The sequence below is a fragment of the Paraburkholderia sp. 22099 genome (genome assembly GCF_052045835.1).
Taxonomy (GTDB): domain Bacteria; phylum Pseudomonadota; class Gammaproteobacteria; order Burkholderiales; family Burkholderiaceae; genus Paraburkholderia; species Paraburkholderia terricola.
This window is the reverse complement of sequence record NZ_JBQEPU010000052.1, coordinates 1-13,209: the sequence shown is the minus strand read 5'-3', so window position 1 is coordinate 13,209 and position 13,209 is coordinate 1. Positions and strand designations below refer to the sequence as shown.

At 65.0% G+C, this 13,209-nt stretch carries 11 protein-coding genes; 4 read left to right on the top strand and 7 right to left on the bottom strand.

Annotation, left to right across the window (positions count from 1 at the left end; all coding sequences use genetic code 11):
• Positions 1-561 precede the first annotated feature (561 nt).
• From ACTJLC_RS30490 to ACTJLC_RS30475, 4 genes are all read left to right on the top strand, one after another.
• Complete coding sequence (locus ACTJLC_RS30490; protein WP_073432402.1) at positions 562-1,332, top strand: ferredoxin--NADP reductase; 771 nt, start codon at positions 562-564, stop codon at positions 1,330-1,332.
• A 431-nt stretch (positions 1,333-1,763) separates the two neighbouring features.
• A complete protein-coding gene (locus tag ACTJLC_RS30485) occupies positions 1,764-2,633 on the top strand; it encodes a sensor histidine kinase (RefSeq protein ID WP_440846158.1) in 870 nt (289 codons plus the stop codon).
• A 10-nt stretch (positions 2,634-2,643) separates the two neighbouring features.
• Positions 2,644-3,300, top strand: coding sequence for a response regulator transcription factor RqpR (gene rqpR / locus ACTJLC_RS30480; protein WP_073432404.1), 657 nt, complete (start codon positions 2,644-2,646; stop codon positions 3,298-3,300).
• 295 nt (positions 3,301-3,595) lie between these two features.
• Entirely contained in the window at positions 3,596-4,990 is a 1,395-nt protein-coding gene (locus tag ACTJLC_RS30475) for an amino acid permease (protein WP_073432405.1), read from the top strand.
• A gap of 290 nt (positions 4,991-5,280) precedes the next feature.
• Here the strand turns inward: ACTJLC_RS30475 and ACTJLC_RS30470 are convergent, their stop codons facing one another.
• The 7 genes from ACTJLC_RS30470 to ACTJLC_RS30440 form a co-directional block, all read right to left on the bottom strand.
• The gene (locus ACTJLC_RS30470) at positions 5,281-6,303 is read right to left on the bottom strand and encodes an XdhC family protein (RefSeq protein WP_073432406.1); all 1,023 of its coding nucleotides are present in this window, start codon (positions 6,301-6,303) and stop codon (positions 5,281-5,283) included.
• A complete protein-coding gene (locus ACTJLC_RS30465) occupies positions 6,276-6,872 on the bottom strand; it encodes a CoxG family protein (protein ID WP_440846155.1) in 597 nt (198 codons plus the stop codon). Before ACTJLC_RS30465 ends, ACTJLC_RS30470 begins: the two co-directional genes overlap by 28 nt.
• Entirely contained in the window at positions 6,863-8,140 is a 1,278-nt protein-coding gene (locus ACTJLC_RS30460; RefSeq protein WP_083084942.1) for a vWA domain-containing protein, read from the bottom strand. The genes ACTJLC_RS30465 and ACTJLC_RS30460 overlap by 10 nt, the downstream gene beginning before the upstream one ends.
• A 5-nt stretch (positions 8,141-8,145) precedes the next feature.
• Positions 8,146-9,033, bottom strand: a complete 888-nt coding sequence (locus ACTJLC_RS30455) for an AAA family ATPase (protein WP_440846153.1) — start codon at positions 9,031-9,033, stop codon at positions 8,146-8,148.
• A 126-nt stretch (positions 9,034-9,159) separates the two neighbouring features.
• Positions 9,160-9,957, bottom strand: coding sequence for an FAD binding domain-containing protein (locus ACTJLC_RS30450; protein ID WP_440846151.1), 798 nt, complete (start codon positions 9,955-9,957; stop codon positions 9,160-9,162).
• A gap of 21 nt (positions 9,958-9,978) precedes the next feature.
• Positions 9,979-12,363: a xanthine dehydrogenase family protein molybdopterin-binding subunit gene (locus ACTJLC_RS30445; RefSeq protein WP_440846149.1), complete on the bottom strand. Its 2,385-nt coding sequence runs from the start codon at positions 12,361-12,363 to the stop codon at positions 9,979-9,981.
• Between the two features lie 10 nt (positions 12,364-12,373).
• Complete coding sequence (locus ACTJLC_RS30440; RefSeq protein WP_440846147.1) at positions 12,374-12,880, bottom strand: (2Fe-2S)-binding protein; 507 nt, start codon at positions 12,878-12,880, stop codon at positions 12,374-12,376.
• Positions 12,881-13,209 lie beyond the last annotated feature (329 nt).

The following is a 13,209-nucleotide window of genomic DNA, read 5'->3' as shown; positions in this document are numbered from 1 at the left end:
TCCTGAAAGCATTGCAGCGATTCACTGGGTCTCGTGCGCGTCGCTGTGTACCAATACGGCAGGGACCAGTCGGCTCGGTAAAAGTAAGCCGCCCCACTCGCGCGAGCCATTTTCGCAAGCCGCAATTTCCTCGCGTTTCATGCCGACTTGCTCGGCGTTTGCCAGTTTTATCAGCAGGGTCAATGCTGCAGCGCACGGCGGGTTTCGGTATGATCTCGAAAATGTTGCCCGTGTGGCGCGCCTATCCGGCGCATGCCGGACAGCCGATGGCTGCCGCCCCGTGCGGCGTTCGTCCCTCGCCGGACTTTTTGCCGAAGCGCGGCCGCATCCACGCCAGGTTCTTCGCGGTGCCGGTATGCACGACATTCCAGCGCCGACGCGGCCGGCTTCAGTCATCCGCTTGACCACGCTCAACCGCCGCACCGCCGCCTTCGGGCAGCCGGCGCGGTAAAATAGCGGATTGCGCGTGCTTTCCGACCTCGGGTCAGCGCAGCATCGCCCTTGCCGTGCCGGCCGGCTAAAACGACTGGCCGCCTTTGTTTTCGCACTATCCAAGAAGCCATGAGCAACCTCAATTCACAAACCGTCCTGAGCGTCCATCACTGGACCGATACGCTTTTCAGCTTCACCTGCACGCGCGATCCGTCGTTCCGTTTCGAAAACGGCCAGTTCACGATGGTGGGCCTCGAAGTCGAAGGCAAGCCGCTGATCCGCGCCTACAGTCTTGCGAGTGCGAACTACGAAGAGCACCTCGAATTTTTGAGCATCAAGGTGCAGGACGGCCCGCTCACGTCGCGTCTGCAGCATCTGAAAGTCGGTGACGAAGTTCTGATCGGCAAGAAGCCGGTCGGCACGCTGATGGCCGACAACCTGCTGCCGGGCAAGACGCTGTGGCTGCTCTCCACCGGCACGGGCCTCGCGCCGTTCATGTCGATCATCAAAGATCCGGACATTTACGACCGCTACGAACGCGTGGTGCTCACGCACACCTGCCGTTTCGTCGACGAGTTGGCGTACAAGGAATACATCACGGAGCACCTGCCGGCGCACGAGCACCTGGGCGAACTGGTGCAGGAAAAGCTGCTGTACTACCCCACGGTCACGCGCGAGGCATTCCAGAACCGCGGCCGCATCACCGAACTGATCGAAACGGAAAAACTGTTCGCCGACCTCGGCGTGCCGGGCTTCTCGCTCGAAGACGACCGCGTGATGCTGTGCGGCAGTCCGCACATGCTGCGCGACACGCGCAAGCTGCTCGACGATTTGGGCTTCCAGGAAGGCAGCAACAACGCGCCGGGCCACTACGTGGTCGAAAAGGCGTTCGTCGGTTAAGACGTACATTCGAATTCGCGGCTCGCGCCGCGGACTCGGCAAAAGGAGCCTCCGGGCTCCTTTTTTGTTTGGCGGTTACAAGTTGACGCGCTCGGCCTGACATTTCGCGTCAGTGTTCTTCTGACAGCGCCGGCGTTGCGGAACGTCAACCGTCGCGCGAAATATCGGCGCTAAGCCTTGGTGCGCCTACATTATTTCTTTTTTTGAGATATTATCGCGGCACACGACCGCCGCTCCGGCATGCCTGCCAGAGTCCGCGCTACATGTTACTGAATGTAAATTTCGTTACGCTCGACCGTAGTAATCCGGCCGTCGAACCGTACGCGTTCCGGCCGCACCTGGAGGCTTGAGACTCGCATGCGTTCTTTCGTCTTCGCGCCGCCGACGCGCACGCGCTTCGTCGTCCGCCCCGCTTCCTGAGAGGGAAAGTCATGGATACGTCGACTGTCGTCCCGTTCGCCTCGCCTCTGCCGCCGTCACCGCCGCGTGACGGATGCGACGCGTCCGTCGCGGCCAGTGCCGTCGTGGCGTCGCCGTCGGTTGAACGTGAACTGGCGCGGCTGCGCGCCCGGGTGCGCGAACTGTCGGCCGAACTCGTGCAGGCACAGGAAGCCGCCTGCCGCCATGTGGCGCGCGAACTGCACGACGGCGTGGGCGCCGAGTTGACCGCGACGCGCTTCGCGCTGGCTGGCGTCGAAACCTGGCTGCCCGCCGACGCGCCGTCGCAGTGCGCCGTCGCGCTCGCCGTCGCCAACCGTTCGCTCGACGCCGTGTGCGCCGCCAGCCGCCAGGCCGTCGCGGAACTGCATGCGCCGTCGCTCGAGGCCGGCATCGTCGGGGCGCTGGCGCAATGGACCGGCGACTTCGCCACGCGCACGCAGTTGCGCACGAGCTTTGTTTGCGCGGCCGACGTGCGTCTCACGCGCCTGCCCGCCGAAGCGGTGCTGGCCGTATTCCGTGTCGCGCAGGAAGCGCTCAACAACATTGCCAAGCACGCGCGCGCCGAATCCGCAGACGTGCGGATCGAAACCAGCCGCCGTCATCTCACGCTGATCGTCAGCGACGACGGCATCGGCGTCACGCGCAACGCGCGCAGCCGTCGCGGCCATTTCGGCCTGAGCGGCATGCAGGCGCGCTGCGCGGCCTTCGACGGCACGCTGCGCGTGGGCGGCCGGCGCGTTGGCCCGCGCCGCGGCGATGGCGCCAGGGAATCGCGCGGCACGCTCGTGCATGCGCGCTTTGCGTGGGACGCGATGCTGGCGAACGCGCCCCACGTCGAACGCCGCGCGCTGCAATCGTGAGCACGCCGTCATGAGCCTGCGTATCCTGATCGCCGACGACCACGCGGTGGTTCGCCAGGGCGTCCGTCAATTGCTGCTCGACCGCGGCGTCGCCCGCGAAGTCACCGAGGCGCAAAGCGGCGCCGAAGCGCTCGACGCCGTCACCCTGCATGGCTACGACGTGGTGCTGCTCGACATTTCGCTGCCCGACATGAACGGCGTGGAAGTGCTCAAGCGTCTGAAGCGCAAGGCGCCGCGCGTGGCCGTGCTGATGTTCTCGATGTATCGCGAGGACCAGTACGCGGTGCGCGCGTTAAAGGCCGGCGCAGCCGGCTACCTGTCCAAAACGGTCGATGCCGCGCAGATGATCGGCGCGATCCAGCAGGTCGCCGCGGGCCGCAAATATGTGAGCCCGGCGATGGCCGAAGCGCTGGCCGACTACGTCTCCTTCGACGGCGAACAATTGCCGCACGAGAAGCTCTCCGATCGCGAATATCAGACGCTGTGCATGCTCGCATCGGGCAAACGGCTGACGGACATCGCCGCGGCGCTGTCGCTGTCGGTGAAGACGGTTAGCGTGTATCGCACACGGCTACTCGAGAAGATGAAGCTGCGCAACAACGCCGAACTGACCTTCTACGTGATGAGCAACCGCCTGGTCGATCTGAATCCGGCGATGGCGGGCTGACATCTGCTTCCGGCAACGCGACGCCGCGGCGTCGCTGAATGGCGCGCGCCCCGACGAGCGAGCGTGCGCGAGAGCGATTCTGAGCGGCCCGGCCGCGCATCGTGCGAAGGCTTTGCCGATGGCCATTGTCCGGCGCGGGAATGTGCCATCGGCATCCCGCTGGGAGGGATTTTCCGCCCTTCACCATCGCCCGTAAAAAGCTGATCCCAAAATGGTGCGGCGGCGCGCATCCGCTAAAATCGTGGGTTTTCCGACATTCGGCGCGCAAGATGCGTGCACTACTGGAGACCCGCCAATGTCCCTGTTTCGCAAGAAGAGCGTCGAGCACATGATCGCGGCGAGCGCTCAGAACGCCGGCCTGAAGAAAGCGCTCGGCGCGCTCGATCTGACTTTCCTCGGTGTCGGCGCGATCATCGGCACAGGCATTTTCGTGCTGACCGGCACGGGCGCCGTCCAGGCCGGGCCGGCGCTGATGGTCTCCTTCCTGGTCGCGGCGATCGCGTGCGGTTTCGCCGCACTGGCCTACGCCGAGTTCGCGTCGACGATTCCGGTGGCGGGCTCCATCTACACCTACTCGTACGCGACGCTCGGCGAACTGGCCGCGTGGATCATCGGCTGGGACTTGATGCTGGAGTATGGGCTGGCCACGTCGGCGGTATCGGTGGGCTGGTCGGGCTATCTGCAATCGCTGCTGTCGGGCTTCGGCGTTTCGTTGCCCGTTGCGTTGACGGCGGCGCCGGGCGCATTGCCGGGCCAGGACACGTTCTTCAATCTGCCCGCGTTCCTCGTGATGATGGCGATTACGGCGTTGCTGTCCGTCGGCGTGCGCGAATCCACGCGAATCAACAACGTGATGGTGGCGATCAAGGTGACCGTGGTGCTGCTGGTGATCGGCGTGGGCGTCTTTCACGTGACGCCGGCCAACTGGCATCCGTTCATGCCGAATGGCTGGAGCGGCGTATTCGGCGCGGCGGCGGTGATGTTCTTCGCGTTCATCGGTTTCGATTCGGTGTCGTCCGCGGCCGAGGAAGTGAAGAACCCGAAGCGCGATCTGCCGATCGGGATCATTGCATCGCTGGGCGTGTGCGCGGTGTTGTACGTGGCGGTGGCGGCGGTTGTCACGGGCATCGTGCCGTCGGCGCAGTTCGCGGATATTCCGAATCCGGTGTCGTACGCGTTGCAGGTGGCCGGTCAAACGTGGGTGGCCGGCTTTATCGACCTGGGCGCCGTGCTGGGCATGCTGACGGTGATTCTGGTGATGGCTTATGGGCAGACGCGGGTGATCTTCGCGATGTCGCGTGATGGCTTGTTGCCCGCGAGACTGTCGCGGGTGCATCCGAGGTTTGCCACGCCGTTTTTTACTACGTGGCTGGTGGGGATTTTCTTCGGTTTGATTGGTGCGCTGGTGCCGTTGAAGGTGCTGGCCGAGCTGATCAACATCGGAACCCTGGCCGCGTTTTCGATGGTGTCGATTGCGGTGCTCGTTTTGCGTAAGACGCATCCTGAGTTGCCTCGGGCGTTTCGCTGCCCTGGTGTGCCGGTTGTGCCGGTGTTGGCTGTTGCCTCCTGTCTGTTTTTAATGGCCAATCTTCAGGCTGTCACCTGGGTGGCGTTTGTGGTCTGGTTGCTCGTTGGGATGGTTATTTATTTTGGGTATTCGCGGCGGCGGTCGAAGTTGGCGGTTAAGTAGGGGTTTTGGTTTTTTGCCTGCTCGGCGGTTTGGGTTCGTTGCCTTGGTGGGTTGGCCTTTCCTTGATTTGTTAGTGGTCTATTGGCGTTGCCCCTGTGCGGGGCGGCACCTACTTTCTTCGACGCATGAAAGCGCTGGAGCGGCAGGACCGTGAACCGCGCAGTTCGACGGCCGACCCGAGCGATGATCCAAGACCTCTGCCGGCTCGGACCAGCGTGACGCAGCGGCAAACCGGGGCATGTGAAAGAAGAACCGAAGACACCACCAACAACACTGCGGGAGCAAAAAAATCAAACGCTACAAGCCGCCCCACCCGAAGCCGCAATCTCCCGCGCCGCCTTGGCGCCTTCAACCTGCAGCAAGGTAGGCAAGGAAACCCCGTTCTTGGCCGCCGTCACCTCGGCAAGAATCGACACGGCAATCTCAGGCGGCGTCCGACTGCCGATATAAATCCCGACCGGTCCATGCAAGCGCGCGAGTTCAGTGTCGTTCAGATCGAACTCCTTCAACCGCTCGCGCCGCGCCTGATTGTTCCTTCTGGAACCCAAGGCGCCGACATAAAAAGCCGGCGTCTTCAACGCCTCCATCAACGCAAGATCGTCGAGCTTCGGATCATGCGTCAGCGCGATCACCGCGCAACGCTCATCGAGCTTCATCTCGGTCACCGTATCGTCCGGCATCGTGCGAACGATCTTCGTGCCCGGAATGTTCCACTCCTCGGTGTACTCCTCGCGCGGATCGCAGACCGTCACCTGATAGTCGAGCCCCACCGCGATGTGGCACAGATAGCGCGACAACTGCCCCGCGCCGATCACGAGCATCCGGTAACGCGGGCCGTGAATCGTCAGCAGACGCTCGCCGTCGAAATGCACGCCGTCCGTCGCCTGCGCGTGATCGAGCCGCACGGCGCCCGTCGTCATATCCACTTCACGCGCCACGAGGCGTCCGTCTTCCACCGCGCGGCACAGTTCGGCAATGCCGCTGTGCGGCGTCAGCGGTTCGAGCACCAGTTGGATCGTGCCGCCGCAAGGCAGGCCGAAGCGATGCGCCTCTTCCGCCGTGATGCCGTACTTCACCGCCTCGGGGCGCGTCTGTTCGATGCCCCTTTGCCGCACGCGGTCGATCAGATCGTCTTCGATGCAACCGCCCGATACCGACCCCACCACGAGTCCATCGTCGCGCACCGCGAGCATCGCGCCCTCGGGCCGCGGCGACGAGCCCCACGTCTTCACCACCGTCACCAGTAGCGCGCGATGTCCCTCTTCCAGCCATCGTGCGCTGGACTTCAGGACTTCGAGATCCACGCTGTCCATGATTTCTTCCTTTTCGGTGCATCGCCGCCGGACTCGCCGTCCGCAGCCTCTTGCGATTCGCTATTTTGCGGCATCGTTTCATCGGCTGCAGGCTCGCTGACAGCGGCGGTCGCCGTGGCGCCCGCGTCGCCGCCTAGCTGAACGCCGAGACGCTTGAAGAACTCGCCGGCGAGCTTGCGCGCCGCGCCGTCGACCAGACGCGAGCCGATCTGCGCGAGCTTGCCGCCGACCTGCGCGCTCGCCGTGTATTCGAGCCGGGTCGCCTCGTCGCCCTCGGGCGCGAGCGTGACGCGCGTGGTGCCCTTGCCGAAGCCCGCCGCGCCGCCCTGACCTTCGAACACGATGGTGTACGTGTTCGGCGCCTCGATATCGGTCAGTTGCATGCGCCCCTTGAAGCGCGCCTTCACCGGACCCACCGACGCGCTCAGCACCACGTTGTACGCGTGCTCGCCGTCCGCTTCGATGGTCTCGCAGCCGGGAATGCACGCGTGCAGGATGTCGGTGTCGTTCAGCGCTTCCCACGCGCGTTGCTGCGAAACGGGCAGCGTATGAGTTTCGCTCAGTTCCATGGCATTGCTCCCGCGGATGTCGTGGCGGATGCGCCCGAACGCGGCGCGCGCGTGAGTTGCGCGAGGTCGCGGCCGAACGCGGCCAGACTGTCTAGATTATGAACCGGACGATGCGCGTCGACATACGGCAGGATCGCCTGTATGCCGCGCGCCTTCGGTGAAAAACCGCTGAAACGCAGCAGCGGATTGAGCCACACGATACGGTGCGCGAAGCGGCGCAGGCGGGCCATTTCGGCGCCGAGCACGTCGATCGCTTCGTGATCGAGGCCGTCGGTCACGAGCAGCACCGTGGCCCGGCCGCTGAGCACGCGCCGGGCCCAGCGTCGGTTGAATTCGGCGAGCGCGGCGCCGATCCGCGTGCCGCCCGACCAGTCCACCACCTGATCGGCGAGCGCGGCGATCGCCACGTCGGGATCGCGCTCGCGCAGCGCGCGCGTCGCGTTGGTGAGACGCGTGCCGAACAGAAACACCTGCAAGCGTTCGCGCGACTGCAACAGCGCGTGGCAGAAATACAGCACCGCGCGCGAATAGCTGCTCATCGAGCCGGATATGTCGAGCAGCAACACCAGCGGCGGTTTGCGTTCGACCACGGCGCGATACTTCCACACGGTCCAGTCGCCGCCCGCGCGCACCGCGTGCCGGGCGCTCGCGCGCAAGTCCGCGTGCGTGCCGTGCGAGGCGGCCTTCAGGCGACGCGTCGGCTCGGTGGCGAGCGGCAGGCGCTGGCCGCGGATCAGATGACGCAAGCTGCGCCATTCATCAGCGGACAGCGAGTCGAAATCGCGGTGACGCAGGCGCTCTTCCGCGCTGAAGCTGATGTGCGCGTGCAATTCGTGCTGCTCGGTTTCCTGCTGCGCGCTGGCTTGCGGCGACGGCGGCGCGCGCACGGCAAGCGCGTCCGCGAGACGGTTGTTGCGTTTGGGCGGCGGCAGCCCGTCGCGGACCTTCGGCAGCAGCAGCGCGCGCAGCTTGCCTTCCCAATCGGGATCGCGCCAGAACAGGTCGAATGCGGCGTTGAATAGTTCGCGCTCGTCGGGCGCCGATACCAGCAAGGCGGCGAGGGCGGCGCGCACGTCGTCGCGGCGGCCGAGGTCGATCCAGTGCAACGCGGCGATCGCATCGACGGCTTGCGCGGGCGACATCGGCAAACCCGCGCCGCGCAGCACGCGCACGAAATGCACGACGTTGCGGGCGAGCGTGGGGGACGCTCCGGCCTTCTCGCCAAAGCCAGCCGAATCACCGCCGCTCGCATCCGATCGCTTGCTCATGCCCGCTATCCCGGCTCGGAAAGACACTGCGTGATTTGCGCGGCGTCGACGCGCGCCAGATCGTCCTGATACTTGAGCAGGACGCCCAGCGTGTTCTGCACCGATTGCGGATCGAGCTCCGTCACCGACAGCGCTTCAAGCGCGCGGCACCAGTCGATCGTTTCCGCGATGCCGGGCGCCTTGAACAGATCCATGCCGCGCAGCCGATGCACGAAATCGACCGCGCGCCGCTGCAATTGCGCCGAGGTTTGCGGCGCCCGCGCGGCGACGATTTCCAGTTCGCGATCGCGCTCGGGATAGCCGATCCATTGATACAGACAGCGGCGCTTGAGCGCGTCGTGCACTTCGCGCGTGCGGTTCGAAGTCATCACGACGAGCGGTTTCTGCTCCGCGCGGACGGTGCCGTATTCGGGAATCGATACCTGGAAGTCTGACAGCAGTTCCAGCAGAAACGCTTCGAACGGCTCGTCGGCGCGGTCGATTTCGTCGATCAGCAACACGCGCCGCGCGCCCGGATGGTTTTCGTCCGGCATCAGCGCCTGTAGCAGCGGACGCTTCAGCAGGAATTCGCCGCGATACAAGGTGTCATTGTCGGGGCGCTCGCCGGCGGCCTCGGCGAGACGCAGCGCCATGATCTGGCGCGGATAGTCCCATTCGTAGAGCGCGCTGGCGGTGTCGAGGCCTTCGTAGCATTGCAGCCGCAGCATCGCGGTGCCGAGCATCCCCGCCGCGGCCTTGGCGAGTTCCGTTTTGCCGACGCCCGGCTCGCCTTCGACGAACAACGGCCGCTCCATGCGCAGCGCGAGATACAACGCGGTCGCGAGTTCGCGGCTGGCGAAGTAGCTTTGCGCGGCGAGTTGCGCGAGGGTGTCGTCGATGGAAGCAGGCTGCATGATGGTCCTGAATCTGCACGGTGAAACGCGAGTCGGCATGGCCGTCGCGCGTGCGTGAGCGAACGCGGCGGAAGTGGCGTTCCGCTGCCCGCGAATGCCACTTCGACCGCAAACAGCGGGAATTCGCTAGGCGTTCGCCTTCACCACCGCTCGCGCGGCCAGCACCGGAATCAGATGCGCGCGATATTCGGCGCTGGCATGCATGTCGGTGTTCAGATCGTCGGCGGGCACGCTGACCGCGCGTGCCGCGTCGGGCGTGAAATTCGCCGTGAGCGCGCTTTCCAGTTCCGGCACGCGAAACACCGACGCCGCCGCGCCCGTCACCGCGACGCGCACGCCGCCGGCGAACTTCGCGACGAACACGCCGACGAGCGCGAAGTGCGAAGCCGGATTGCGGAATTTCTCGTAGGCCGCGCGCTCGGGCACCGGAAACTCCACCGCGACGATCAGCTCGTCGGGCGCCAGCGCGGTCTCGTACATGCCGACGAAGAAATCGCTCGACGAAATGCGCCGCCGGTCGGTGACGATGGTCGCGTCCAAGCCCATCGCCGCAGCCGGATAACAGGCGGCGGGATCGTTGTTGGCGAGCGAGCCGCCGATCGTGCCGAGCGCGCGCACCTGGCGGTCGCCGATGTGCTCGGCAAGCTCCGCGAGCGCCGGCAACACGCGCTGGATTTCCGCGTGCTCCGCTACATCGGCATGACAGACGGCGGCGCCGATCGTCACCGTTTTGGCGTCGACGGTGATCGTCTTGAGCGCCGGAATGCGCGTCACGTCGATCAGTTGCGACGGTTGCGCGAGGCGCAGCCGCATGGTGGGCAGCAGGCTTTGGCCGCCCGCGATGAACTTGGCGTCGCTGTCGGCGGCGATGGCTGCGGCGGCCGCTTTGGGATCCGTCGCGCGTTGATACTCGAATGAATACATGTCGAATGCTCCGCTAGGATCTCAATGGGGTTGCTTCGCGGCGTGAATCGCGGACCACACGCGATGCGGCGTCGCCGGCATTTGCAGGTCGGTCACGCCGAGCGGCGCGAGCGCGTCGATGATCGCGTTGATCACCGCCGGCGGCGAGCCGATCGCGCCCGCTTCGCCGCAGCCTTTCACGCCGAGCGGGTTGTGCGTGCACGGCGTGCCCTTCGAGGTTTCGACGGTGAAATTCGGCAGATCGGACGCGCGCGGCATCGCGTAATCCATGTACGAACCGGAGAGCAGTTGGCCGCTTTCGTCGTCGTACACGCAGCGCTCCAGCATCGCCTGGCCGATGCCCTGCGCGAGCCCGCCATGCACCTGGCCTTCGACGATCATCGGATTGATCACGTTGCCGAAATCGTCGACCGCGGTGAACTGCTGGATGTTGCACACGCCCGTCTCCGGATCGACCTCGACCTCGCAGATATACGCGCCCGACGGATACGTGAAGTTGCTCGGATCGTAGAACGCGCTTTCCTCGAGGCCCGGTTCGAGCACGTCGAGCGGATAGTTGTGCGGCACGTAGGCGGCGAGCGAGATTTCCGCGAACGCCTTGGTGCGATCGGTGCCCGCGACGCGGAACACGCCGTCCTTGAACTCGATGTCTTCCGCCGCCGCTTCGAGCAGATGGGCGGCGATTTTCTTCGCCTTGGTTTCGATCTTGTCGAGCGCCTTCATGATCGCCGAGCCGCCCACCGCGATCGAGCGCGAGCCGTAGGTGCCCATGCCGAACGGAATTCGCCCGGTATCGCCGTGGACGATCTCGACGCTTTCCAATGCAATGCCGAGCCGGTCCGCGACCACTTGCGCGAAGGTCGTCTCGTGTCCCTGGCCGTGACTATGCGAACCGGTGAACACGGTCACCGAGCCGGTCGGATGCACGCGAATCTGGCCGACCTCGAACAGGCCCGCGCGCGCGCCCAACGCGCCCGCGATGTTCGACGGCGCGAGGCCGCAGGCTTCGATGTAGCACGAGTAGCCGAGGCCACGCCGCTTGCCGTTCTTCTCCGATTCCTGGCGGCGCGCCTCGAAGCCTTTCACGTCGGCGAGTTCGAGCGAGCGGGCCAGAATGGTTTCGTAGTCGCCGGTATCGTAGGTGAGGCCGACCGGCGTCGCATACGGAAACTCGCGGATGAAATTGCGGCGGCGAATTTCCGCTGGATCGAGCTTCATCTCGCGCGCCGCCGTTTCGACCAGGCGTTCGACCACGAATGTCGCTTCGGGGCGGCCCGCGCCGCGATAAGCGTCGACGGGAACGGTGTTGGTGAAAACCGCTTTCACCTCGGCATAGATCGCGGGCGTGGCGTACTGTCCCGCGAGCAGCGTCGCGTACAAAATGGTCGGCACGCTCGACGCGAAGGTGGACAGATATGCGCCCATGTTCGCGATCGTGTGGATGCGCATGGCGAGGAACTTGCCGTCGGCGTCGAGCGCCAGTTCGGCCCTGGTGACGTGATCGCGGCCATGCGCGTCCGAGACGAAAGCTTCCGAGCGCTCGGCGGTCCATTTCACCGGACGGCGAATCTTCTTCGATGCCCACGTCAGCGCGACGTCCTCGGCGTACAGGAAAATCTTCGAGCCGAAGCCGCCGCCTACGTCCGGCGCGATCACGCGCAGCTTCGATTCCGGCAACGACAGCACGAACGCGGCCATCAGCAGGCGCTCGACGTGCGGGTTCTGATTCGCGACGTAGAGCGTGTAGCCGTCGTCCTGCGCCGAATAGCTCGCGTTGACCGCGCGCGGTTCGATCGCGTTCGGAATCAGCCGGTTGTTGACGATGTCGAGCGTGGTGACGTGCGCGGCCTTGGCGAACGCGGCGTCGGTCGCGGCCTTGTCGCCGTGGCCCCAGTTGTAGCAGACGTTGTCCGGCACTTCGTCGTGAACCGCGGGCTGGCCCGGATCGGCTGCGTGCGCGGTGTCGACCACGGCCGGCAGCACGTCGTAGTCGACGTCGATCAGTTCGGCGGCGTCTTTCGCGGCCTTGATCGAATCGGCGATCACGAGCGCGACCTGATCGCCGACGTGCCGCACTTTCGTATGCGCGATGATCGGATGGGGCGGCTCGTTCATCGGCTTGCCGTCGGTGCTGTGAATCAGCCAGCCGCAGGGCAGCCCGCCGACGTTGTCCGCGGCCATGTCGGCGCCGGTGAAGATCGCCACCACGCCGGGCGATTGCTTCGCCGCTGTGGTGTCGATGCGCTTGATCCGCGCATGCGCGTATGGCGAGCGCAGGAACACTGCGTAGGTTTGCTGGGGTAGGACGATGTCGTCGGTGTACTGGCCGTTGCCGGTGAGGAAGCGATAGTCTTCCTTTCGTTCGACGGATGCGCCGACGAGGCGATGGGAGTCGGGTGCGTTCATCGTCTGCTCCTCAGGCGGTGGCCGGCGCGGCGGCCGGGGCGGCGCTGGATGTCTTCATCCCTTCGGCGCCTTCGAGCACGGCTTTGACGATGTTGTGATAGCCCGTGCAGCGGCACAGATTGCCGTCGAGCTCGGCGCGCACGTCGTCGCCGGTGAGATTGGGTAGACGCTCGACGAGCGAGACCGCGCTCATCACCATGCCGGGCGTGCAGAAGCCGCATTGCAAGCCGTGGCAGTGTTTGAACGCCGCCTGCATCGGATGGAGCGCGCCGTCTTTCGCGAGCCCTTCGATGGTGGTGACGTTGGCGCCTTCGGCTTGCACCGCGAGAATGTTGCAGGCCTTGACCGCGCGCCCGTTCAGATGGACGGTGCAGGCGCCGCACTGCGCGGTATCGCAGCCGACGTGCGTTCCGGTTAGGCAAAGTTGATCGCGAAGGAACTGGACAAGTAGGGTGCCGGGGTCGACTGAGGCGCTGATGGGCGCGCCGTTCACCGTCAGACTGATGCTGATCGCCATGAAGTTGTCTCCTGATGGGGTGAGACCGGACCTTTGGTTTTTCTTGCCTTCAGCTGCCTGCTCGTGGGTCCGATAGGGTGCTGCGTTTTTTTATGAGTCTGCCGAAAAGTAAAGCACAAATTGGGAGGGCGCGGGGTGAAATTTTTTTCGCCTGGGCGGCGGTGGGGGTTGTGGGGTTTGTGGGGTTGGTTTGTTGGCCTTTTCTTGTGGTGTTAGTGGTCTATTGGCGTTGCCCCTGTGCGGGGCGGCACTGTAGTGGTCAAGCAAACCTGGACACCCCAAAGGCGAATTTTTAAAAAAGTGAAGCTTCGCACCGTGCCGGTGGCAGA

What these genes read in the sequence shown, in the direction of transcription:
- ACTJLC_RS30485 (WP_440846158.1), top strand. Translation starts at nt 1,764, where the DNA reads ATGGATACGTCGACTGTCGTCCCGTTCGCCTCGCCTCTGCCGCCGTCA.
- ACTJLC_RS30455 (WP_440846153.1), bottom strand. Translation starts at nt 9,033, where the DNA reads ATGCAGCCTGCTTCCATCGACGACACCCTCGCGCAACTCGCCGCGCAA.
- ACTJLC_RS30450 (WP_440846151.1), bottom strand. Translation starts at nt 9,957, where the DNA reads ATGTATTCATTCGAGTATCAACGCGCGACGGATCCCAAAGCGGCCGCC.
- ACTJLC_RS30470 (WP_073432406.1), bottom strand. Translation starts at nt 6,303, where the DNA reads ATGGACAGCGTGGATCTCGAAGTCCTGAAGTCCAGCGCACGATGGCTG.
- ACTJLC_RS30460 (WP_083084942.1), bottom strand. Translation starts at nt 8,140, where the DNA reads ATGAGCAAGCGATCGGATGCGAGCGGCGGTGATTCGGCTGGCTTTGGC.
- ACTJLC_RS30490 (WP_073432402.1), top strand. Translation starts at nt 562, where the DNA reads ATGAGCAACCTCAATTCACAAACCGTCCTGAGCGTCCATCACTGGACC.
- rqpR (WP_073432404.1), top strand. Translation starts at nt 2,644, where the DNA reads ATGAGCCTGCGTATCCTGATCGCCGACGACCACGCGGTGGTTCGCCAG.
- ACTJLC_RS30465 (WP_440846155.1), bottom strand. Translation starts at nt 6,872, where the DNA reads ATGGAACTGAGCGAAACTCATACGCTGCCCGTTTCGCAGCAACGCGCG.
- ACTJLC_RS30445 (WP_440846149.1), bottom strand. Translation starts at nt 12,363, where the DNA reads ATGAACGCACCCGACTCCCATCGCCTCGTCGGCGCATCCGTCGAACGA.
- ACTJLC_RS30475 (WP_073432405.1), top strand. Translation starts at nt 3,596, where the DNA reads ATGTCCCTGTTTCGCAAGAAGAGCGTCGAGCACATGATCGCGGCGAGC.
- ACTJLC_RS30440 (WP_440846147.1), bottom strand. Translation starts at nt 12,880, where the DNA reads ATGGCGATCAGCATCAGTCTGACGGTGAACGGCGCGCCCATCAGCGCC.